This is a genomic window from Roseovarius sp. E0-M6, assembly GCF_037083845.1.
Taxonomy (GTDB): domain Bacteria; phylum Pseudomonadota; class Alphaproteobacteria; order Rhodobacterales; family Rhodobacteraceae; genus Roseovarius.
Window position 1 is genome coordinate 783,670 of the sequence record NZ_JBAPLA010000001.1, and the last position, 22,767, is coordinate 806,436.

21 protein-coding genes are annotated in these 22,767 nt (G+C 62.7%); 9 read left to right on the forward strand and 12 right to left on the reverse strand.

Translation table 11 applies throughout. The features are described from left to right. Window positions 1–64: 64 nt before the first annotated feature. Genes V8359_RS03870 through V8359_RS03885 form a run of 4 tightly spaced genes read right to left on the reverse strand, consistent with a single transcriptional unit; the run spans window position 65 to window position 2,925 of the window. Window positions 65–502 (reverse strand): DMT family transporter, encoded by a 438-nt coding sequence (locus V8359_RS03870; RefSeq protein ID WP_336427389.1) that lies wholly within the window; start codon window positions 500–502, stop codon window positions 65–67. Then, on the reverse strand, window positions 499–1,077 hold the full coding sequence (locus V8359_RS03875; protein WP_336427391.1) for a CvpA family protein: 579 nt from the start codon (window positions 1,075–1,077) through the stop codon (window positions 499–501). The genes V8359_RS03870 and V8359_RS03875 overlap by 4 nt, the downstream gene beginning before the upstream one ends. A 26-nt stretch (window positions 1,078–1,103) precedes the next feature. Beyond that, window positions 1,104–2,465: a DNA repair protein RadA gene (gene radA, locus V8359_RS03880; protein ID WP_336427392.1), complete on the reverse strand. Its 1,362-nt coding sequence runs from the start codon at window positions 2,463–2,465 to the stop codon at window positions 1,104–1,106. A 31-nt stretch (window positions 2,466–2,496) separates the two neighbouring features. Further along, the gene (locus tag V8359_RS03885; protein ID WP_336427393.1) at window positions 2,497–2,925 is read right to left on the reverse strand and encodes a paraquat-inducible protein A; all 429 of its coding nucleotides are present in this window, start codon (window positions 2,923–2,925) and stop codon (window positions 2,497–2,499) included. A 128-nt stretch (window positions 2,926–3,053) separates the two neighbouring features. On the opposite strand from V8359_RS03885, the gene V8359_RS03890 reads away from it, so the two are divergent. Then, window positions 3,054–3,725 (forward strand): hypothetical protein, encoded by a 672-nt coding sequence (locus tag V8359_RS03890; RefSeq protein ID WP_336427394.1) that lies wholly within the window; start codon window positions 3,054–3,056, stop codon window positions 3,723–3,725. A gap of 34 nt (window positions 3,726–3,759) precedes the next feature. Here the strand turns inward: V8359_RS03890 and V8359_RS03895 are convergent, their stop codons facing one another. The 3 genes from V8359_RS03895 to alr form a co-directional block, all read right to left on the reverse strand. Then, window positions 3,760–4,506: an ABC transporter ATP-binding protein gene (locus tag V8359_RS03895; protein ID WP_336427395.1), complete on the reverse strand. Its 747-nt coding sequence runs from the start codon at window positions 4,504–4,506 to the stop codon at window positions 3,760–3,762. 130 nt (window positions 4,507–4,636) lie between these two features. Beyond that, a complete protein-coding gene (locus tag V8359_RS03900; RefSeq protein ID WP_336427396.1) occupies window positions 4,637–5,422 on the reverse strand; it encodes an MlaE family ABC transporter permease in 786 nt (261 codons plus the stop codon). Further along, the gene (alr, locus tag V8359_RS03905) at window positions 5,419–6,456 is read right to left on the reverse strand and encodes an alanine racemase (protein WP_336427397.1); all 1,038 of its coding nucleotides are present in this window, start codon (window positions 6,454–6,456) and stop codon (window positions 5,419–5,421) included. Before alr ends, V8359_RS03900 begins: the two co-directional genes overlap by 4 nt. A 175-nt stretch (window positions 6,457–6,631) precedes the next feature. Between alr and V8359_RS03910 the strand changes: the two genes are divergently transcribed. Further along, on the forward strand, window positions 6,632–7,312 hold the full coding sequence (locus V8359_RS03910) for an ArsR/SmtB family transcription factor (protein WP_336427398.1): 681 nt from the start codon (window positions 6,632–6,634) through the stop codon (window positions 7,310–7,312). A 138-nt stretch (window positions 7,313–7,450) separates the two neighbouring features. On the opposite strand, the gene V8359_RS03915 is transcribed toward V8359_RS03910, so the two are convergent. From V8359_RS03915 to V8359_RS03930, 4 genes are all read right to left on the reverse strand, one after another. Further along, window positions 7,451–8,938: a replicative DNA helicase gene (locus V8359_RS03915; protein WP_336427399.1), complete on the reverse strand. Its 1,488-nt coding sequence runs from the start codon at window positions 8,936–8,938 to the stop codon at window positions 7,451–7,453. Window positions 8,939–9,153: 215 nt separating this feature from the next. Beyond that, on the reverse strand, window positions 9,154–9,828 hold the full coding sequence (locus V8359_RS03920) for an orotate phosphoribosyltransferase (protein ID WP_336427400.1): 675 nt from the start codon (window positions 9,826–9,828) through the stop codon (window positions 9,154–9,156). Window positions 9,829–9,903: 75 nt separating this feature from the next. Continuing rightward, window positions 9,904–10,938 (reverse strand): dihydroorotase, encoded by a 1,035-nt coding sequence (gene pyrC / locus V8359_RS03925; protein ID WP_336427401.1) that lies wholly within the window; start codon window positions 10,936–10,938, stop codon window positions 9,904–9,906. Between the two features lie 59 nt (window positions 10,939–10,997). Continuing rightward, window positions 10,998–11,954: a phosphoadenosine phosphosulfate reductase gene (locus tag V8359_RS03930; RefSeq protein ID WP_336427402.1), complete on the reverse strand. Its 957-nt coding sequence runs from the start codon at window positions 11,952–11,954 to the stop codon at window positions 10,998–11,000. Window positions 11,955–12,108: 154 nt separating this feature from the next. On the opposite strand from V8359_RS03930, the gene V8359_RS03935 reads away from it, so the two are divergent. The 5 genes from V8359_RS03935 (at window position 12,109) to V8359_RS03955 (ending at window position 18,379) form a co-directional block, all read left to right on the forward strand. Then, a complete protein-coding gene (locus V8359_RS03935; protein WP_336427403.1) occupies window positions 12,109–13,017 on the forward strand; it encodes an AAA family ATPase in 909 nt (302 codons plus the stop codon). 62 nt (window positions 13,018–13,079) lie between these two features. Then, a complete protein-coding gene (locus V8359_RS03940) occupies window positions 13,080–14,324 on the forward strand; it encodes a vWA domain-containing protein (protein WP_336427404.1) in 1,245 nt (414 codons plus the stop codon). 94 nt (window positions 14,325–14,418) lie between these two features. Beyond that, window positions 14,419–16,257: an OmpA family protein gene (locus V8359_RS03945; RefSeq protein WP_336427405.1), complete on the forward strand. Its 1,839-nt coding sequence runs from the start codon at window positions 14,419–14,421 to the stop codon at window positions 16,255–16,257. Window positions 16,258–16,364: 107 nt separating this feature from the next. Beyond that, a complete protein-coding gene (locus V8359_RS03950) occupies window positions 16,365–17,399 on the forward strand; it encodes an XdhC family protein (RefSeq protein ID WP_442970308.1) in 1,035 nt (344 codons plus the stop codon). Next, on the forward strand, window positions 17,396–18,379 hold the full coding sequence (locus tag V8359_RS03955) for a molybdopterin-binding protein (RefSeq protein WP_336427407.1): 984 nt from the start codon (window positions 17,396–17,398) through the stop codon (window positions 18,377–18,379). Before V8359_RS03950 ends, V8359_RS03955 begins: the two co-directional genes overlap by 4 nt. A gap of 9 nt (window positions 18,380–18,388) precedes the next feature. Here V8359_RS03955 and V8359_RS03960 read toward each other — a convergent pair whose 3' ends face one another. Further along, on the reverse strand, window positions 18,389–19,594 hold the full coding sequence (locus tag V8359_RS03960) for a hypothetical protein (RefSeq protein ID WP_336427408.1): 1,206 nt from the start codon (window positions 19,592–19,594) through the stop codon (window positions 18,389–18,391). Between the two features lie 184 nt (window positions 19,595–19,778). Between V8359_RS03960 and V8359_RS03965 the strand changes: the two genes are divergently transcribed. Both V8359_RS03965 and V8359_RS03970 read left to right on the forward strand, forming a co-directional pair. Then, window positions 19,779–20,264: a (2Fe-2S)-binding protein gene (locus tag V8359_RS03965; protein WP_336427409.1), complete on the forward strand. Its 486-nt coding sequence runs from the start codon at window positions 19,779–19,781 to the stop codon at window positions 20,262–20,264. A gap of 91 nt (window positions 20,265–20,355) precedes the next feature. Further along, the gene (locus V8359_RS03970) at window positions 20,356–22,716 is read left to right on the forward strand and encodes a xanthine dehydrogenase family protein molybdopterin-binding subunit (protein ID WP_336427410.1); all 2,361 of its coding nucleotides are present in this window, start codon (window positions 20,356–20,358) and stop codon (window positions 22,714–22,716) included. Window positions 22,717–22,767: the final 51 nt, after the last annotated feature.

Genomic DNA, 22,767 nt, shown 5'->3' on the forward strand with positions numbered 1-22,767 from the left:
ATAGAAAAAGGATGTGACGTGATGGCGTGTGGCCTTCTGACCCGGATATGGGTCAGTAGCGCGACTATTCAACCCCCGCCAGCAGGCAAGCCGCGGCATGGATGCGAGGCAGGGAGATCGGGCGGGGGGTGAGCCCGAACGCGCCAAGATAGTCAATCACGAGGGCGGCGCCGACCTGACCCAGCACCACCAGGATGGTAAGTGTGAGAATCCCGAGGACGGGCACGGTCCAGAGCGACGCCCGGACGAAAAGCGCGCCACAGAGGCCACCAACCAGAAGCCAGGGCGGCACCGTGGTGACGCGCGGCAGGCTGCCACCGTCGCCGACAAGGAGGGTGAGAAGCAGGAGCGCCACGAAGCCTACGCCGAAAGACACGGTCGCGGCGGCAAGCGAGCTTTCGATAATGCGGCCCATCGCGGCGTTTATCGGGCTTTGGATGGCAACCGCCATGCCGGTGACGACCATGAGAACCGAGGCGATGAGAACCGTATGCGTGCTCATTCCTGAATGCTGTCGCCCGCGCCGTTGTCACAGGCACCGACAAGCTGTTCATATTGCTCGGTGATCCAGCCAAGGGCCTGTTCGGGGTTGCCGTCTTCGATCTTGCCGGTCATGCGGGCAAAAACCCGGGCCGAGCGGCTGTCGTCGATCATCTCGATTTCCTGACTGGCGGCGACGGTTTCGTAGACGAAATAGGCAATCGCCACGAGAAGGATGCCGCGCGCCACACCGAAGATGAACCCGAGTCCTTGATCCAGCCCCCCCAGAACCGACCGCTGCACCAAAGACGAAAAAAGCGGTGTGATCAGCGAGGCGATGATCAGCGCGACGGCGAAGACCAGTGCGAAGGCCGCGATCATCGAAAGTTCGCAATTGTCGCCGAGGAAATCGCCCACAAAGGGTATTTCCGTAACCAGCGGTTCGACCTGCGGCGCGAAGATGAAGGCCACGATGCCGGCGACGATCCAGCCGGCAATGGCCAGCGCCTCGCGCACGAAACCGCGGCTATAGGCCAGCAGCGCTGACAGAACGATTATCAGCGCAACCACGCCGTCGATGATGGTGAAACCGTCCATGCCTGTTCCTGTCCCTCTAGACCGCGCTAGCCAGCGCCGAAAATGTCACCCACGAAGCCTGTCAGATCGTCCACGCATGTCAGGCTCAGACCTGCCCCGTCCGCGGGTTTTCCGCCCGAGGGAAGTATTGCTGAGGTGAAACCAAGTTTTTGCGCTTCTTTCAACCTGTTTTCGCGCTGACTCACGGGTCTGAGTGCGCCTGAGAGGCTTATTTCACCAAAAACCACCGTATCAGCGGGAAGCGCGCTGTCTTCGCGCGCGCCCAGAAGCGCGGCGGCGACGGCGAGATCCGCGGCCGGCTCAGAGATTTTCATACCGCCCGCCACGTTGAGATAGACATCGAGTCCGGCGAAGGGAATGCCGCAGCGCGCCTCGAGCACCGCGAGGATCATGGCGAGCCGCGAGCCATCCCACCCCACGACCGCGCGGCGCGGTTGTGCATGCGGTGTCGGCGCCACAAGGGCCTGCAATTCGACGAGCACGGGGCGCGTGCCCTCGATGCCTGAGAACACGACCGAGCCGGGCGAGGGCGGACCGCGCTCGGACAGGAATAGCGCGGAGGGGTTAACGACTTCGCTAAGGCCCCGTCCGGTCATCTCGAAAACACCGATTTCATCTGCCGGACCAAAGCGGTTCTTGACCGCGCGCAGGATGCGGAATTGATGCCCGCGCTCGCCTTCGAAATAGAGCACGGTATCGACCATGTGCTCGACCACGCGGGGGCCTGCGATCTGACCGTCCTTGGTGACGTGACCGACAAGGATGACCGATACGCCGCGTCGCTTGGCGAAGGTGGTGAGCTCATGGGCCGCCGCGCGCACCTGACTGACCGAACCGGGGGCGGAGCCGATCGTGTCGGACCACATGGTCTGAATCGAATCGATGATGACAAGGCCCGGTTTCTCGGCCTCGATCGTGGTGAGGATGTCGCGGAGATTGGTTTCGGCGGCCAGCCGCACTGGGGCATCGGCAAGGCCCAGACGCTCGGCGCGGAGACGCACCTGCGCGCTGGCCTCTTCGCCCGAGACATAGATCGTCTTCATGCCCTTGCGGGCGAAGGCCGCAGCGGCCTGCAAGAGAAGCGTGGATTTGCCGATGCCCGGATCGCCCCCCACCAGAAGCGCGGAGGCCGCGACCAGACCGCCACCCAACACGCGGTCAAGCTCGCTCAGGCCGGAATGGGTACGCGGCGGGGCGGCTTCCTCGGTTGTGAGATCGGTGAGGGGGATGCGATTTCCCTTGGCATTTCCGAGGCTTGCCTTGGCCGGACCTGCGGATATCCCGGTGTCCTCGGAGATCGAGTTCCACTCACCGCAAGCTTCGCAACGGCCTGACCATTTGGAGTGGACGGCGCCGCATGCGTTGCAGGAGAAGGTGGTTTTGGCCATGCAAGTCTGATGCACTAAGGGGGTGGTTTCGTCAAACCCGTTTGCGCGTGAGGTGGCCGAAGAGCAGTGAGGCAAGAATACAGCCCGTGAAAAGATAGAGCCCCCAGGCCGTCTCGATCCGGCCCATGCCGATCCCCTTGACCACTACGATGTAGATCGCGACGAGAAACACGTCGGCCATCGCCAGTTTGCCCAAAAGGTCGAGCGCCGGCAATGCCTTGCGCCTGAGAAAGCCGAAATGGATGAGGCCGAGGCCGATGGTTTTGAGGTAGGGGGCGAAAAGCGCGAAAAAGGTGACCAGAAGGGCAAGGATGACATCTGTGCCCCAAAGCGATTGAAGCCCTGAAACGACCGAGATTTCGCTGAGGCCGAAGAGCGGCAACAAGCCGGCGCGCATCAATGGCGCGAACCAGGCGACGGGGAAGAGGATCAGGAGGGTAAGATTGGCGTATTTGAGCATCATCGATCTTTTTATTGTTGAGGATGCCGATGCAGCGTGTGATCAGTTGAGTAGGTTCCGATTGCAGTAAACCATACGCTTTTGAGAGCGATTGGACTTATTTTGGGAGCGCCGAACCGGAGGGATGTATGGGCATTGGTACTGGGGAGATAAACTCTTTCGAAAGCCTGGAAAAGCTTGGGCGGGTCCGGCTGTCGAAATACTTCTTTATGCGTGACTTCTTATACTCAGAAATAGGAAACTATTACGGTATACCCAACATCCCGACCAATCCGCGATTGGCAATTGAAACCGGTAAGCGCCTGTGCACGGATCTTCTTGACCCAATCGTTGAAACGTTTGGGCCGATCGTGGTTCGCTCATCCTATCGGGGCGAGGAGGTGAACGCGGCAGGCAATGAAAAGAACCACAACTGTTCGAAGAACGAAGCAAACTTTGCCGGGCACATATGGGACAAGGAGGACCGCCATAATAGGACAGGCGCGACCGCCTGTATTATCGTGCCTTGGTTTGCCACGCAATATGAGCGAGGTCGGGACTGGCGCGATCTTGCCTGGTGGGTGCATGATCATATCCCTTATTCCTCAATCTACTTCTTTCCCAAGTTGGCAGCTTTCAATCTGAATTGGCGTGATCACCCAATTCAGCAAATTTCATCGTACATCGTCCCGAAAGGACATTTGCTCCGCGCTGGAGACGAACCCAATGAGAGTATTGAGGCCCGACGGTCCCGTTACGCGGATTTTCCGGCATTTCGTGGTCTTACTTACCCCAATATACCGGTACGCTGGTCGTCTTGAAAGGAACGATACTCTTGCAAGTCGCCCTGTGACGTCACCGGACCGCCTCGATCGGGCCTGTCGCGCGCCCGTGGATGAACTGATCAAGATAGGGATCGCCTGACTGGTCCATGTCCGCCACCGGGCCGGTCCATTGAATGACGCCGTCGTGTAGCATTGCGACATTGTCGGCAATGGCGCGCACGCTGGTCATATCATGGGTGATGGTCATCGCCGTGGCGCCCATCTCGGTGACGATTTCGCGGATCAGGTCGTTGATGACCCCCGACATGATCGGATCGAGCCCGGTGGTGGGTTCATCAAAGAAGATGATCTCGGGTTCGGCGGCGATGGCACGGGCGAGGCCCACGCGTTTTTGCATCCCGCCGGAAAGTTCTGCGGGAAATTTGTCGGCCACATCGGTTTTCAACCCGACGCGGCGAAGCTTCTCGATGGCGATTTCGCGGGCCTCATCCTTGGGCCGCTTGAGCGATCCGCGCAACAGCCGGAAGGCGACGTTTTGCCAGACGGGCAGCGAATCAAAGAGGGCGCCGCCCTGAAAGAGCATGCCGAAACGCGCGAGGAACGCGTCGCGATCGCCTTTGGTCACGTCTTTGCCGTCCAGCGTGATCTCACCGCTGTCGGGCGAGATAAGACCCAGCACACATTTGAGCGCCACGGATTTGCCAGTGCCCGAACCGCCGATGATCACCATGGAGGTGCCGGTGGGGATCGAGAGGGTCACGCCGCGCAGCACGTGGTTCGACCCGAAAGCCTTGTGAACGTCGGTGAGCTTGATCATGCGGTGCCCGCCTTCCTGGTGGAGGGGCGCTGCCCCTCGTCCGGAAACTGTGTTTCCGGCCTCACCCCGGGATATTTGGCGCAAGAAGAAAGGCTTGCCGGGGCCGGAGCCGATATGCGGGGCGCGCGTGTCATGCGGAGAAGAAAAGTTCGGTCAGGAGGTAATTCGAGGCGAGGATCAGAACGCTGGCAGCCACCACGGCGGCTTTGGTTGCGCGGCCGACACCCTGAGCGCCCCGGCCTGAGTTCATCCCGAAATAGCAGCCCATCAGCGCGACGAGGAAACCAAAGACCGCCCCCTTGATAAGGCCCGAGGCCACATCCCACCATTCGAGGAAATCGAGCGTGTTGTGCAGATAGGTTCCGGCGCCGAAATCAAGCCGGCCCACGCCGACAAGAAAGCCGCCCATGATGCCCAGCACATCGCCCACGCCCACCAGAACCGGCACCGCGAGTGTCGCGGCGAGGACGCGGGGCAAGGTGAGGTATTTCATCGGGTTGGTCGACAGGGTGGTGAGCGCATCAATCTGTTCGGTGACTTTCATCGTTCCGATTTCGGCGGCGATGGAGGACGCCACGCGCGCCGCCACCATGAGCCCGCCCAGCACCGGCCCGAGTTCGCGGGTAAGGCCGATGGCGACGATGGAGGGCACCACCGTTTCGGCGTTGAACCGGGCCCCGCCGGCGTAGATCTGAAGCGCGAGGGCCCCGCCGGTGAAGAGTGCCGTCATGCCGACGACAGGCAGGGAGAGCCAGCCGATCTGAATAAGGGCTGTGCCGAATTCGCGGGCATAGAAGGGCGGGCGCACCAGTTGGCTCACCGTATCGACCGCAAAAAGCGCCACCCGTCCGGTGATGGCCAGCAGTCCGAGGACAGTCGCGCCAAGCGCGCCAAAGAAACGGGTGATCATGCTCATGCGGTCAGATAGCGTCTTGTGTAGCGCGCGCCAAGTGCCGTGAGAACTTCATAGCCGATCGTGTCTGCGGCATTGGCCAGTATGTCGATGCCCTGATCGTCGCCGAGGAGCTGAAGAGATTTGGGATCTTGGCCAAGCGCGGTCACGTCGACCCCGATGAGATCCATCGAAATGCGGCCCGCGATTGGCAGGATGGTTCCGTCGGCCCAGAGGCCGGTGCGCGGCCCCATGGCGCGCAATATACCATCGGCATAGCCCGCATTGATCGTGGCGATACGGGTTGGCCGGTCGGCGGTGTAGCCGTTGGCGTATCCCACGGTTTCGCCCGGCTCCAGATCGCGGCACTGGATCACCGGGATATCGAGCGTGACCACGGGACGCGCCTTGGTGTAGGGATGGCCACCGAAAAGGCCGATGCCGGGCCGGGTCAGATCGAAATGATAGTCAGGACCCATGAGGATGCCGCCGGTATTCGACAGGCTTCGCGCCACGTCGAGCCCGTCGGTCAACTCGTGGAAGGTGCGAAGCTGACGCGCGTTCATCTCGTGATCCGGCATATCGGCACAGGCAAGGTGGCTCATGATGAGGACCGGATCCTGTGCGAGGGCGATGTCGCACAGGGCGGACCATTCATGAGGCTCCATCCCGAGGCGGTTCATGCCGGTGTCGAGCTGTATGCCGAACGGATGCCCGGGGAGCGCCTCGACATGGCGGATCATCTGATCAAGCGAGTTGATCATGGGAATGAGGTCGAGATCACCGATCATGTCGGCATCGCCCGGCATGTGCCCCGAAAAGACCAGTATAGCCGGGCCCGGACCGAGCGCCTGACGCAGGGCCGCGCCTTCCTCGGCCACCGCTACGAAGAAGGTACGCGCGCCGGCACGCGCCAGAGCGCGGCCCAGCTTGTCGGCCCCCAGGCCGTACGCGTCGGCCTTGACCACAGCGGCGGTTTCGCTCTCGCTCATGGCGTCGAGCGCCCGCCAGTTGGCAACGGCGGCGTTGAGATCGATGGTGAGGGTCGCGGTGCTCATGAGAGGGGGTAGATGCCATGGCGGGCGCGCGCGTCAAGAGGAAACCGGTGATGCGCGCGAATTCGCAGGACGCTTCGCCGCGGGGCGAAGCGATTGCGCTTGGGTGGTGTGTCGCGCGCCGCTAGTCTGAGCCTGTCCGGGGCGCGATGCCGGGCGCGATACGTGGACCACATTGATGCAGACCGAGCCGAATTTTCACCATGTCGCCGCCGCGATGGCGGACGCGCGGCGGTCGCGGATGCTTTGCACCCTGATGGACGGCCGCGCGTTCACCGCCAAGGAACTGGCTTGTGACGCGGGAATCACACCGCAGACCGCGAGCGCGCATCTTGGGCGGTTGAAGGCGGCGGGGCTTATCCATGCCGAAAAGAGCGGGCGGCATGTTTACCACCGGCTGGCCGGGGTGCAGGTGGCCGAGATGCTGGAGAGCCTTGGCTGTTTGTCACCGCTCGATCATTTGCAGCGGGCGCGCAAATCCTGTGGGGCGCGGCGTGACGGGGCGGACGCGCTTTTCGCACGGTGCTGTTACAGCCATCTGGCTGGAGAACTGGGCGTCATGGTTCATGATGCGATGCGGGCGCGCGCGCTTCTTGTGCCGCAGGGCGAGGGGCTTCGGTTGAGCGCGGCGGGGCAGGTGTGGGCGGTTCAACATGGGTTTAGACTTCGCGCAGGGGCGCGCCGGTGCCTCGACTGGAGCGAGCGGAGGCACCATCTGGCGGGGCCGCTTGCCATTGATTTGCTGGCTCAGATGTTTGCGCGCGAATGGGTGGTCCGGGCAAAGACAGGCCGTGCGCTCATACTTGGACCGGCGGGGCGGGCAGGGTTTGAAGAGGCGTTCGATCTACATGAATTTTAGACGATAACTCGCTGATTACATGACTTAAAGAGTTTCGCCTTTAACCTGAGACATCAGCGGAAGTAGAAATGCGCGCACCGCCTGAATGTCGCGCTGCGTTTCACGAAAATCTGTGAGTCAGGTTTTTCGCGAAAAGCTTTAGAAGTCCTGATCACCCGTCTGTTGCCATGGCTTCACAAGATTGCCGAAACGGGTGAATTGTGATTCGAAGCTAAGCTCGACGGTTCCGATGGGGCCGTGACGCTGTTTGCCGATGATCACTTCGGCCTTGCCGTGCAGGCGGGACATACGTTCCTGCCAGCCCGCCATTTCGTCCAGCTTCTCTTCGGACGGCTTTTCACGTTCGGCGTAATATTCCTCGCGGAAGACGAACATCACCACATCGGCGTCCTGTTCAATCGAACCCGATTCGCGCAGATCCGAGAGTTGCGGGCGCTTGTCCTCGCGGCTTTCGACCATGCGGCTCAGCTGAGACAGGGCGAGGACAGGGATGTTAAGTTCCTTGGCTATCGCCTTGAGACCCATAGAGATTTCGCCAATCTCCTGCACCCGGTTATCCGAGGTTCCGCGCACAAGTTGCAGGTAGTCCACCACCAGCAGATCAAGCCCGTGTGTCCGCTTGAGCCGACGTGCACGGGCGGCGAGCTGAGCAATCGGGATGGCGGCGGTGTCGTCGATATAGAGCGGGCAGCTTTCGAGTTGCTTAGCGGCCTCGACAAAGCGGCGGAATTCCTCTTCGGTCATGTCGCCCTGACGAATCTTGTGCGAGGAAATTTCGGAAGCCTCGGCGAGAATCCGACCGGCCAGTTGCTCGGCGCTCATCTCAAGCGAAAAGAAGCCAACGACGCCGCCTTCGACCGCGCCTTCGGAGCCGTCGGGCAGGGTGCCGCGGCGATATGTCTTGGCCACGTTATACGCGATGTTCGTCGCGAGTGAGGTCTTGCCCATCGAGGGGCGCCCGGCAAGGATCAGAAGGTCAGAACTGTGCAGGCCCCCCAGCTTCTTGTCCATGTCCATCAGACCGGTGGAGACACCCGCAAGGCCGCCATCGCGCTGATACGCGGCATTGGCCACATTAACAGCGTCGGTTACAGCCTTGAGAAAGCTTTGAAACCCGGTTTCTGTCTGACCCTGTTCAGAAAGCTGATAGAGCTTTTGCTCGGCTTCGACGATCTGATCTTTGGGTTCGCTTGTCACGTCGGCGCGCGATGCCTTGCCCGCGATGTCGTGCCCCAATCCGATCAGTTCGCGGCGGATGGCCATGTCATAGATCATCTGGGCGTAGTCGCGCACGGCAAAACTTGAAATCGCGGCACCGGCAAGCTGCACCAGATAGGCCGGGCCGCCGAGTTCCTTGAGGCCCTCATCCTCTTCGAGGAAGGCCTTGAGGGTTACCGGCGAGGCGAGATTGTTGCGCGCGATGCGCGCCGCCGCGGTTTCATAGATGCGGGCATGGACGGGATCGTAGAAATGCTGCGGGCCGATGACGGCGGCGACACGATCATACACGTCATTGTTGGTCAGGATGGCGCCCAGAAGCTGCTGTTCGGCCTCGATCGAATGCGGCATCGCGTCGGAGGCCTGCGCGTCGGTTCCGGTGGCATTGAAAACGGCAACTTCGCTCATTTTGATTCCCTGCGTCGCTGATGATCATCGGTCTTAGAACGGCACGCCCGGTGCAGGCAAATTGTATGTTTCTGTGGATATCGCGTGGAGCGCCTGCCCCGTGCCAGATGTTGCGCCAGATGATGTGTGCAGGGAAAATATGCCATCAATATATAGATGCGACAAGGCGGTCGTCTGGCCAGGTGATCTTGCGTCACCCGGCCTGCGGGCTTGGATCAGGCACGCGTGGATTGCCATCCGCGGGGGTCATGGAGGAATTCTTCGACGCCGTTCAGCGTGGCCATGTCGAAGGTTTTCTGGGACCGGGCTTCGGCCAGAACGTCCCACCAAGTGCAGAGGTGATGCAGGGTCACGCCATGATCGCCGAGGGTTTTCCCGGTTTCCGGGAAAATTCCGTAATTGAAGATCACGGCGGTGTGGGCGCAGGTGGCGCCGGTGTCGCGGATGGCGTCAACGAAGCTGAGCTTGGAGCCGCCATCGGTGGTCAGATCCTCGACCAGCAACACGCGTTCCCCTTCGGTCATCGCGCCTTCGATGCGGGCGTTGCGACCGTAGCCCTTGGGTTTCTTGCGGACATAGGTCATCGGCAGGGCCATCCGTTCGGCCACAAGTGCTGCGAAGGGGATGCCCGCCGTCTCGCCGCCGGCGATATTGTCGAACGCCTCGAACCCGGCGTCGCGCATCACTGTGACAGTGAGAAAGTCCATCAGCGTGGCACGGATGCGCGGAAAGCTGATAAGCTTGCGGCAGTCGACATAGGTGGGCGAGCGCAGGCCCGAGGCCAGTGTGAACGGTTCCGCCGCGTTGAAGTGGACGGCACCCGTTTCCAGCAGCATACGCGCCGAAAGGCGGGCGATCTCGTCTTTGGGCGGGAAGCTCGTGGGGATCATGCGAGGGGTCCTTTGACTTAGCGAGGCGCCGGGTTTTCGTGCCTCCGGCGGGGATATTTCGGGCAAGAAGAAGGGCTAGGACACGCTCCAGTGAAGGGGCATTTGCGGGTCGAAGACGGTGACGGGTCCGTCGCCTGTTTCGATCTTGGCAGGGTAGTTGACCGGCGCTCCACGTGTCAGGGTGAGCGTCGCATCGTTGGCGGGCAGACCGTAGAAAGCCGGGCCGTGCAGCGACGTGAAGCCTTCGAGCCGGTCGAGCGCGTTATCCATCTCAAAGACGTCGGCGAGGATCGACATCGTGTTGGTGGCGGTGAAACAGCCCGCGCAGCCACAGCTGCTTTCCTTCGCGGGATCGGCATGAGGGGCGCTATCGGTGCCGAGAAAAAAGGTGGGATCGCCCGAGGTGGCGGCGGCGCGCAGGGCCAGCCGATGCTCTTCGCGCTTGGCCACGGGAAGGCAATAGTAATGCGGTTTGATCCCGCCAACGAGGATGTGGTTGCGGTTGATCACAAGGTGATGCGTGGTGATCGTGGCGCCGAGATCCTTGCCGTCGCGCGCATAGTCCACGCCTTGGCGGGTCGTGATGTGTTCCATCACCACGCGCAGGCCGGGGGTGGCGCGGCGCAGCGGGTCAAGCACGCGGTCGATGAATGCTGCCTCACGGTCGAAGATGTCGACCTCGGGATCGGTGACTTCGCCGTGGACGCAGAGCGGCATGCCGATTTCGGCCATGCGTTCAAGCACCGGGCGCACCCGGTCGAAATCGCGCACGCCGGAGGCGGAATTGGTGGTGGCCCCGGCCGGATAAAGCTTGACCGCCGTGACTAGGCCCGAGGCATGCGCCGCCGCCACATCCTCGGGGTCGGTGTCTTCGGTGAGGTAAAGCGTCATAAGCGGGGTGAAATCGGCGCCTTCGGGGCGCGCCGAGAGAATGCGATCGCGGTAGGCCGCGGCCTCGGCCCCGGTGACCACTGGCGGCACCAGATTGGGCATGATGATAGCGCGCGCAAAGTGACGGGCGGTTTCGGGCAGAAGGCCGCGCAACATGGCGCCATCGCGCAGGTGCAGGTGCCAGTCGTCGGGGCGGCGGATCGTGAGTGTCTGGGTCATGGCCGTCCGCTTACACAATCGCACGCGTCAGGGCCAGAGGTTTGGAACGGTGGCGGGCGTCAGCCGTCGCCCGTGTCCGATTGCCGGGCCTCGAGCCGCGACTTGGCGGCGCTGAGCGCCTTGCGGAAGGGCGGGGCGTTGCGCCGGGCGAGCACGAAGCGCGCCAGCCGCAAGGTCAGCGCGTCGCGCTGTGCCCCGGTCAGGCGGCGCAGCAGGCCGAACTGATAGCCCGCATCGGTGCGCCGGTTGCGAAAGAGCTGTGCGAGGCTGAGGACATCGAGCTTGTCCGCGCTGAGCTGGGCGAAGATGCGGTAGAGAACCTGCATTCGCATCAGTCCGGTTTCCAGATCGGTGCCCATATAGCGCATCCGGAAGCGGGTGACGTTGGGCCGCGTGAAAAGTGCGGCGTGCATCGCATCAAGCTCAATCTCGGGGTCATAGAGCACAAAGGCTTGCGCCGCGGCGTCGATCGTGTCGGGGGCATAACCATAGCGGTCATCGAAGGAAACCCGGCGCTTATGGCGATAGCGGTCGTCCCATTCGGCGATGCGCGGATCGAGTGTTGCTTGCGGCTGTACCACCACGACCTTGGCGCCGGGGGCCGCCACCGAGAAGGCCGCCGCCGCATAGCCGCAGGGGCCCGCGCCGTAGAAGATCACCTGATCGAAATCCTCGAAGAAGCCGTCATCGACGAGCCGGTCGAAATATCCAAAGACGCGCGGTGAGCGAAACCACGTGTCGCCGTCGCTGATCAGGCACAAGCTCGACCAGCCCAGCGCCTTGACCATGTCCCAGCCCATCGGCTGCGCGTCCTCGGAGAGACGCGCGATGCTGGAATGGGTTTCGAAAGTCACAAGCAGCGTCTTGCCGTCTTCGACAAAAATCGCGCTGTGGCTATCGCCCAGACGCTCGGCATATCCGTCGTCATCGACCACTTCGGACACTTTGTCGAGCCATTCGTCGCGCGAGGCCAGCCCGGAAAGCGGCGTGTCGAAGGTATTGGCTGCATCCTGCATCGCTCGTGTCCTCGAGATTTGGTCTGCGCCGGGTTTTACCGGCTGTTTGCGGAGGGGCATATGTGTCAATCCTGTCAGAATTTGGGAAATTCCATGAGGTTTGCTAGACAACTCAATACGTCATGTATGGAGTGGCATGGCAAAAGGGGAGACAATGAGCGATATCGCATCCATCGAAGAGGTCCAGGCGATGCTGGCGGCGCAAGGCTATGTTTGCGCCCGCGATCTGGGCACTGTCATTTTCCTTGGCTTGCGGTTGGGCCGGCCTGTCTTTCTTGAAGGGGAGGCGGGAGTTGGCAAGACCGAGATCGCCAAGGCGCTGGCCGCCGGGTTGGGCCGCAAGCTGATCCGGTTACAATGTTACGAAGGGCTTGATGCAGCAAGCGCCGTTTACGAGTGGAATTTCGCGGCGCAGATGATCGCGATCCGCACCGCGGAGGCCGCGGGGGGCGCGGACCGGCAGGCGCTGCGCGAGGAGCTGTTCTCGGAGGAGTTCCTGATCGAGAGGCCGCTTCTTCAGGCGATGCGCGCCGATCCGGCGGGGCCTCCGGTGCTTTTGATTGATGAGCTGGACCGCACGGACGCCCCGTTCGAGGCGTTCCTGCTTGAGGCGCTGAGTGAATTTCAGGTGACGATCCCCGAACTGGGCGCGATCCGCGCGCCGACGCCGCCAATCGTGATCCTGACATCGAATCGCACCCGCGAGGTGCATGACGCGCTCAAGCGGCGGTGTCTTTATCATTGGGTCGAGTATCCCGATGCCGCGCGTGAAATGGAGATTTTGCGCGCGCAGGTGCCCGAGGCCGCCGAGACGCTGAGCCGGGAGATCGTCGCCTTCGTGCAGGCGTTGCGGACCGAAGACCTGTTCAAGCGGCCCGGGGTCGCAGAAACCATCGATTGGGCCAAATGCCTGCTTGCGCTCGACGTGATCGAGCTTAGCCCCGAGGTGATTGCCGACACGCTGGGTGCGGTGCTGAAGTATCAGGACGACATCGCGAAGTTGCAGGGCTCGGAGGCCAAGCGCATTCTGGATCAGGTGCGCGAGGGGCTTGATGCGGGGTGACGGGCCGGTTTGGGCGCATCTTGTGAGACCGGGCGGCGCGCGGGGCGCCCCGAGGTGGTTCGATGCCTGAGTATACGAAGATCGACCTGCCCGAGCATCCACGGCTGAGCGAGAACATCGCGCATTTCGCGCGCGCCTTGCGTAAGGCCGGCCTGCGGGCCGGGCCGGGCCGGGTGATCGAGGCGGTTCGCGCGGTCGAAGCGGTTGGGTTCACCTCCCGCGCGGACTTTTTCCACACGCTGCGCGCCGTGTTCGTCTCGCGCCCCGAGGAGCGGGCTGTCTTTGCACAGGTTTTCCGGCTTTACTGGCGCGATCCGCGTTTCATGGAACACATGATGGCGATGATGTTGCCCGCGATCCGGGGCGTGCAGGAGGATCGCGACGCCCGCGATGCCGAAACGCGGGCCGCCGAGGCGCTGCTTGACGGGCACGCACCCGACATGCCGGACAGTGGCGCGGACGAGCTATCCATCGAGGTGGACGCGAGCGCCACGATGTCGCGCGAGGAGCGGCTGCGCAGTCTTGACTTTGAACAGATGACCGCGCGCGAAGTGGCCGAAGCCAAACGCATGCTGTCGCGGCTGCGCCTTCCGGTGAATCCGCTCGCCTCGCGCCGGGGCAAGGCGGCCACCACCGGGCCTCGGCTTGATCCGCGCCGCACGCTTCGGGCCGCGATGCGGCGCGGGGGCGAGATCGGGGCGCTTCAGAAGGCGGTGCCGCGCCAACGGTGGCCCAACCTCGTGGTGCTGTGTGACATCTCGGGATCAATGAGCCAATATAGCCGGATGGTGCTTCATTTTCTGCACGCCGTCGCCAACCATCAGGGACAGGGCTGGGCCGAATTGCATGCGTTCACCTTTGGCACGCGGCTGACCAATATCACCCGGCATCTGCGCACGCGGGATGTTGATGCCGCATTGGCCGCCGCCGGGCGCGAGGCGCAGGATTGGGAAGGTGGAACGCGCATCGGTGACTGCCTGCATGTCTTCAATCGTGATTGGTCACGACGGGTCATGGGGCAGGGCGCTGTTGTGCTGCTGATCACGGACGGCCTTGACCGTGGGGCGCCCGAGGCGCTGGCCAAGGAGGCCGAGAGGCTGCAATTGACGGCGCGGCATTTCATCTGGCTCAACCCGCTGCTGCGGTGGGAGGGGTTTGCCCCGAAGGCCGAGGGTATTCGCGCGCTTCTGCCGTATGTGGATTCGTTCCGAGCGGGGCATTCGGTCGCGTCGCTGGAGGAGTTGGCGAATGCGATTTCGCGCGCCGATGACACCGGCGAAAAATCGCGCCTGATGGCGGAGCTGTAGCCGGGTCACGGAACAAGCAGGAAGAAACGGACGTTTCACGCAGGATTGGCGCAGGATTCCGCGCCCAAGTCAGATGCGATGAAAGGACACTGGTATGAAACGTCCAACACTCAGAAATTCGACGGCGCTCGCGCTGTCATTCTCGCTCGCGGCACCCGCGCCGCTTGTGGCGGAGGAGACGCCCACATGCACAATCGACTCAGAGTTGCCCTGTATGGTGCCGGAACTCGATATTCTGGTTGAGACCAACGCACAGCGGAACGAGCTTTTGTCATCCGGTCAGCTTTTGGGCGATGCGACGGGGGCTTTTGTTGCGGGATCGGCCGATAGCGAGGCCGAGGCCCGTCAGCAGGCTGGTAAAGGTTCGGGCGATCGCGGCGGACAGGCCACCGAACAGGCCACGGAACAAGCCGCTGGGCAGGCGTCAGATGCTGTGACCGAAGAGGCCGAGCCCGCGCCCGATGCCGCACAGGCCGAAACGGACACTCAGGCTGCCTCTGAACCGGAGGGCGATGTGGATGATCAGACCGATGACGCCTTCGTGGCCGGATCGGCCGACAGCGAAGCCGAGGCGCGCCAGCAGGCCGATACCGGTGGGGATCAGACGCCGACAGAAGCCGAGATAGAGGCCGATCTTGCCACTGAGCAGGCCGAAACGGAACAAGCCGAAGGTGAAGTTGAGGCGGAAGCCGATACCGACAGGTCGGAAACCGCAGAAGAGAGTCAATCCGACGGGAACGGAGCCTATGTCGCCGGTTCGGCGGATGACGAACAACGCGCCCGTGAGGCCGCGGACCCGATGCTGGCCGAGAGCGCCGAAGAGCGGGCGGCCCGCGCCGAGGCGCAGGCCGAGGCCGCCGCACAGGCCGAGGAAGAGGCACAAGCCGCCGCCGCGTCGGACGAAGGTGAGGTTGTGGAGAGCGACGAAGTCACCATCACCGAAGAGGTGGCGCGCTCCTCGGACGAGGAGTTCCAGACGGAGGTTGACAGCACGGCAGGGGCGACAGCCAACGCCAATACAGCTGCAAGCGCGGATAACGACGATGACGCTATTCTTAGAACCCTTGGCACCGCTGCCGCTGTGGGGCTCGGGGCCTACGCTGTGGGGTCGCTTCTGAATGACAACAGTCGGGTCGTCTCAAATAGCGGCGACCGGGTGGTTGTCGAAAAGGACGGCCAATACCGCATCATCAAGGACGATGACACACTTCTTCGGCGCCCCGGCAGCACGGTGGAGACACAGACCTATTCGGACGGGTCGACCCGCACGGTCGTGACCGCGCAGGACGGAACCGAGACGATCACGGTGCGCGCCGAGAACGGGCGCGTTCTACGCCGGGTTCGGGTGTTGCCCGATGGCACGCAGGTCGAGCTTTTCGACGACACGCGGGAGTTTGCGCGGGTTGATGTCGATGAGTTGAACCGGTCGCGGGCTCAGGAATACGATTTCACAAATGCCCGGACGGATGAGTTGCGCGCGGCCTTGGCCGCCGATCAGGCTGTTGATATCAGCCGGACCTATTCGCTCAACCAAGTGCGCTATATCGATGCTGTGCGCCATCAGGTTCCTGTGGTCGCGCTTGATACGGTCAATTTCGAAACCGGATCAGCCGTCATTCGTCCGGCCGAGGCCGAAGAGCTTTCGGCGCTCGGGCAGGCGATGAAAGATGCTATCGGACGTGATCCTAGTCAGGTGTTCCTGATTGAAGGGCACACCGACACAGTTGGCCCGGCAAGCTATAATCTTGCACTGTCGGACCGGCGCGCGGAATCCGTGGCGCTTGCGCTGACCGAGTATTTCGACGTCCCCCCCGCGAATATGATTGTTCAGGGCTATGGCGAATCCGATCTCAAGGTGCGCCGGGCGGGGGATATCCGCGCCAACCGCCGCGCAGCGGTTCGCAATATCACACCCTTGCTGAACGAACGCTGACCGCAAGATATGACAGGCCGAGCGGCCTGTGACAGCACGGCGCGCCCTTTTCACATAAAGGAGGGGCGCGCCTTTTTGGTTTGTGCCGCCGGGCGCTGCGCCGCATAATGTGGGGCGAAACAACGAGGTGGGCCGCTGTGGACCCGAGATTTGAGAACATCCCCGAAACCGCCCTGCGGTGGCACCGGGCCGGCAAACGCGCGGCGCTGGCCACGGTGGTCGGAACATGGGGCAGCGCGCCGCGACGGATGGGCAGCCAACTGGCCATTTCGGGCGACGCGGACATGGCGGGAAGCGTATCGGGGGGATGCGTGGAAGGCGCGGTCGTGGCCGAGGCACTGGACGCGCTTGAGACAGGCAAGCCCATACTACTTGAATACGGGGTCAGCGACGGCGATGCCTTTGCCGTTGGGCTGGCCTGTGGCGGCACGATCCGGGTTCTTGTCGAGCCGGTGGGCGAGGCGATGCCCGAGGATGTTCTGGCGGAGCTTTGCGAATTTCGGTCCCGGCGCGTTCCGGTGGCCTGTATCACGGGCGTGACCACGCCACCACGGCTTGTGCGCGCACCCGCCGGGCAGGCCGGCGATGATGAAGCAGAGACCCGGCTGGCCGAGCGGTTCCGGCTTGACCGGTCCGGGTTCGAAGCGGACGGAGAGACGTTCGTGGCCATTCACAACCCGCCGCTGCGCTTGATCGTGGTGGGCGCGGTCCATATCGCGCAGGCACTCGTGCCGATGGCGCGCATCGCAGGGTTTGATCCGGTGATCGTGGACCCGCGTGCCGCCTTCGCAAGTCAAGAGCGGTTTCCCGGCGAGACGATCGTTGACGATTGGCCGGATGAGGCGCTTGACCGGATCGGGCTTGACCTGCGCACGGCGGTGGTCACGTTGACCCACGATCCCAAGCTTGACGATCCGGCCTTGCGCAAGGCGTTGGATTCGGATGCTTTTTATATAGGGGCGCTCGGATCGACCCGGACCGCTGGAAAACGTGATGAGCGGCTGCGAGAGCAGGGCATTGCCGGCGATGAGATCGCCCGGATCAACGGCCCTGTGGGACTGAATATAGGGGCGTCGGGGCCCGCCGAGATCGCCGTTTCGATCCTGGCGCAGATCGTGCAGACCCTGCGGGGGGCCGGGTGAAATTCGGTTCCGTGCCCCTGACGGACGCGGAAGGCGCGATCCTGGCTCATTCCGAGCAGGTGGCGGACGGGCGGCTGCGCAAGGGCGCGATCCTCACACCCGATCATCTGGGCGCGCTGCGGCAGGCGGGCCTGAGTGAGGTGACGGTCGCTCAGCTTGAACCGGGGGATGTTCACGAAGACGCGGCTGCCGCCCGGCTGGCTGCGGCGCTGTGCGAGGGGGCGGACGGGCTCAACGTCACGCGGGCGGCCACGGGCCGGGTGAATTTGCTGGCGTCGCAGGCGGGACTGGCGGTTCTGGATGCCGGGGCGATACACGCGGCAAACGCGGTCGATCCGTTGATCACCGTTGCCACGGTCGCACCGTTCCATCCGTTGCGCCGGGGCGGGATGGTCGCGACCATCAAGATCATCTCTTATGGGGTTTCCGACGCGGCGCTGATCCGGGCCGAGACAGCGGCCCGTGGCGCGATGCGGCTTGCGCGGCCACGGTATCGCACGGCCTCGCTTATCGTGAGTGAGTGTCCCGGTGGCCCCGGCCTCAAGGGGGTGGAGGCCATCGAGGAACGTCTGGCGGGATTCGACATGCGGCTTGAGGAAACCCAGCGCGTCGCGCATGAGGTCGAACCCATGGCCGAGGCGCTTGGGCGGGTGCGGGGCGAGGTCGCCTTGGTCCTGACGGGGTCGGCCACGTCGGACATCCGTGACACCGCGCCCGAGGCCCTGCGCCTCGCGGGAGGTCGGATCGTGAGGTTTGGTATCCCGGTCGACCCCGGCAATCTTTCTTTCATAGGTGCGCTTGGCGCTATGCCGGTGATCGGTCTGCCGGGGAGCGCGCGATCGCCGGTTCTGCATGGCGCGGACTGGATTCTGGGCCGGGTGGTCTGTGATGTCGGACTCGCGGACGCGGAAATCGCCGCGATGGGGGTGGGCGGATTGCTCAAGGAGATCCCGACACGGCCACGCCCCCGGCGCGGGTGAGCCGAGGGCTCATTCCAGATCGAAGGCGCGGATGATCGGGCGGCAATGGGCGCTGTGGAAATCCAGGAAGAACCGCATCGTGGCGGCATAGGCCCGGTCCTCGGCGTCGCTGAGATTGGCCGGGGTGTTGAACCATGTCTCCGCAAAATGCTGTTCCCCGAGAATTTTGCGGGTCAGGCGTTTGCCGTTCAACTGATTGTAGGTTTCCTTGGCGCGCAGGCAGTCAGCGACATGGATGTCCTCGTGGATATGACTGGCGGCTTCCTTGAGTGGCATCACAGAGTGAGGGACATTCTTGGCGCAATCCTTGAGGGTTGTCCCGGCGGCGCGTGAAACACCCCGCCCGCCTGCGTATATGTGGTCTAGCGGTAGATAATTCTCGGCCATGACCCGCGCATTCGCGGCCTCATTCACCCGCGCCTGATAATTCTCGCCGGGCGGGGTGTCGACAAGACGCACCTCGAAATCGCCGGCGGCCAGGCTTTCCCAGTCTGATTGACCTTCGAAGATCGGAATTTTTCCGGGAAAAGCTCCGCGCCCTTCCGCTTGTTCCAGCAACGCAGGGTCGAGGAAGCTTTGCCTGATCTGCCAAGCCGAACGATAGGATTGTTCGGCCTGACGGCACCAGCAGGCAAGATCGGGCCAATTTTCGGCGCGGCGTCCGGTCAGATTTTCGATCTGGTCCATGACCGGGCTGGGCGTGAGGCCCGGTGTTTCGCCGTCGCGCAGAGAGAGAGTGAAGAGAAAATCGGCGACGCCGTTGGAACTGACCGAGGCGAGGCTGCCACTGAACGCCTGTGGCGGTTGCGTGCCCCTCTGCGGTGTGAGCCGAGCCGAGCCTTGGCCCCCCATGGGCCGCGACCCCGGTGCGAGCGTCCAGTTGCCATCCGCTTCGGGCACAAAGCCAACAAGCATGTTGAGTGGTGGCTTGGCGCTGAAGGGGAAATCCAGCTTTTCACCACAGAATTTGCGGCGAAGGGTCAGATCGGCGTCGAAAAACCCGTTGTCATCCCCATTGTGTGAATTCATCGAATCCTTTGCGTCGCGCATCGTGAAATCCTGAACCTCGATCGCCCATGTTCCCGGTTGTGGGAGCGTTTTCTGAGTGCAGGCGCAGGGCGGAAAGAAATCAAGTTCGAGGGGCGAGGGAAGCTGAGGCTCTTGGGCATGTGCGGGGTGAAACACGCCGGGCAGCACCATGCAGACCATCAGCAAAGAGATGATCGTCGCAATTGATCGGGATGTGGAGGGTGGCATTTGCACCATGTTGGAAGCGTATTGCGCGCGGGTGAACCTGTCAAAGGGAAGCCGTCTGATCAATTTACCGGGTTCTCAAGTCGCGTTTTGCGTGCTTTACTCATCGTCAGCCAACGATAGAACAGCCAACTGGGAGGAGCCGATGCCGCAGGTCAGCATGACTGTGAACGGCAAGAACGTCGCCGGAGAAATAGAGGGCCGGACGCTTCGTGTTGACTTCCTGAGGGAAAATGTGGGTCTCACCGGCACCCCTGTGGGATGCGACACCAGCCAGTGCGGTGCCTGTCTCGTGCACGTGGATGGTAAGGCGGTAAAGGCCTGTTCGATCTTTGCGGGCGAAGCTGAAGGGGCCGAGATCGCCACCATCGAGGGGATGGGCGAGGCCGATGGCACGCTCGACTATGTGCAGCAGGCGTTTCAGGACCATCACGGCCTGCAATGCGGTTTCTGCACTCCGGGTATGGTGATGAGCGCGCATGCGTTGCTCAAGGAGAACCCCAAGCCGAGCGAAGCCGAGATACGGCATTATCTTCAGGGCAATATCTGTCGCTGCACGGGATATCACAACATTGTCAAGGCGATCATGGTGGCATCCGGGCAGGATGCGACAGGGATCGCGGCGGAATAGCGCCGGATCGGGGTTTGACACCCGGCCCGCGCCACTAAGCGACGCCATGTAAGGTGGGTGCCATCCCACCGCACGAGAGGGAGGACGAGACATGCCAGACGGAGGCATCGGGGCCAGCACCAAGCGGCGCGAGGACGTGCGGTTTCTGACCGGCACGGGCAATTATACCGACGACATCAATCTGCGCGGGCAGGCCTATGTGCATTTCCTGCGGTCGGATGTGGCTCATGGCACACTCAAGTCCGTGGACACCGGTGAGGCCGAGGCGATGCCCGGCGTCATCCGCATCTTTACCGGTGCCGATTTCGAAGAGGTCGGCGGTTTGCCGTGCGGCTGGCAGGTGACGGACCGCGACGGCAACCCGATGCAGGAGCCGGGCCATCCGGTCATTGCGCGCGGCAAGGTGCGCCACGTCGGAGAGATCATCGCCGCCGTGGTTGCCGAAAGCCGTGATGCGGCCCGCGATGCCGCCGAAGCGATCATGGTGGATATAGACGATCTGCCCGCGGTGGTGGACATGAAGGCGGCGCTTGAGGAGGGCGCGACCAAGGTGCATGACGATCTGACCTCGAACCTCTGTTATGACTGGGGGTTCGTGGAGGACAACAAGCAGGCCGTGGATGACGCCATTGAAGCGGCGGCACATGTCACGACACTTGAACTTGTCAATAACCGCCTGATCCCGAACGCGATGGAGCCGCGCGTCGCGGTGGGCGATTTCAGTCGCGCCACGGGCGACAGCACGCTTTATACCACCTCCCAGAACCCGCATGTGATCCGCCTTCTGATGGGGGCCTTCGTGCTGGGTATTCCCGAGCACAAGCTGAGGGTTGTGGCGCCGGATGTGGGCGGTGGTTTCGGCTCGAAGATATTTCACTATGCCGAAGAGGCGTTCTGCACCTTCGCGGCCAAGGCGCTGAACCGCCCGGTCAAGTGGACATCGACGCGGGGTGAGGCGTTCATGTCGGACGCGCATGGGCGCGACCACGTCACCAAGATCGACCTGGCGCTTGACAAGGACAATAATTTTACCGCGATCCGCACCGATACATACGCCAACATGGGGGCCTATCTTTCGACTTTCGCGCCCTCGATTCCGACCTGGCTACATGGCACGTTGATGGCGGGAAACTACAAGACCCCGGTCATCTATGTGAACGTGAAGGCGGTCTTTACCAACACCGTGCCCGTGGATGCCTATCGCGGTGCGGGGCGGCCCGAAGCGACCTTCCAGCTTGAGCGGCTGATCGACAAGGCGGCGCGCGAACTCGGCGTTGATCCGATCGCGCTCAGGCGGCAGAATTTCGTGACTGAATTTCCCTATGCCACGCCCGTGGCAGTGGAATACGACACGGGCGATTACAACGCCACGATGGACAAACTCGAAGAGATTGCGGACCTCAAGGGGTTCGAGGCGCGACGTAAGGAGAGCGAAAAGAAGGGTCTGCTGCGCGGGCTTGGCATCAACAGCTATATCGAGGCATGCGGCATCGCGCCCAGCAACCTTGTCGGGCAGCTGGGTGCGCGGGCGGGACTTTACGAATCGGCAACCGTGCGGGTCAACGCCACTGGCGGCATCACCGTCATGACCGGCAGCCACAGCCACGGGCAAGGACACGAGACATCCTTTGCGCAAGTGGTGTCGGAGATGATCGGCATCGATGCGGACATGATCGAGATCGAACATGGCGACACCGCGAACACGCCGATGGGCATGGGCACGTATGGCAGCCGCTCCATCGCCGTCGGGGGCAGCGCAATGGTGCGCGCCACCGAGAAAATCATCGCCAAGGCGCGCAAGATCGCGGCGCACCTCATGGAGGCGAGCGAAGCGGATGTCGAGCTCAAGGACGGTCAGTTCAGCGTGGCAGGCACCGACAAATCGGTCGCGTGGGGCGATGTGACGCTGGCCGCGTATGTGCCGCACAACTATCCCTTGGACGAGATCGAACCGGGCCTTGAGGAAACCGCGTTTTACGACCCGGCGAACTTCACCTATCCGGCAGGCGCGTATGCCTGTGAGGTCGAGGTGGACCCCGAGACCGGCAAGGTGACCGTAGAACGCTTCGCGGCGACCGACGATTTCGGCAATGTGATCAACCCGATGATCGTAGATGGTCAGGTCCATGGCGGGATCGCGCAGGGCATCGGGCAGGCGCTGCTGGAGGCCTGCGCCTATGACGAGGATGGCCAGCTTCTGACCGGGTCCTACATGGATTATGCGATGCCGCGCGCAGATGATGTGCCGTTCTACACGGTCGATCATTCGTGCCAGACGCCGTGTACCCACAATCCACTGGGTGTGAAGGGCTGTGGCGAGGCGGGGGCCATCGGCAGCCCGCCATCGGTGGTGAACGCGGTCATAGACGCGCTTCAGTCGGGGGGGCATGACGTGGCGCATATCGACATGCCGCTGACACCGAGCCGCGTCTGGACGGCGATGCAGGGATAAGACAGCGGGCGTTTCCGGGGCTCTGCCCCGGACCCCGGGATATTTTTAGCA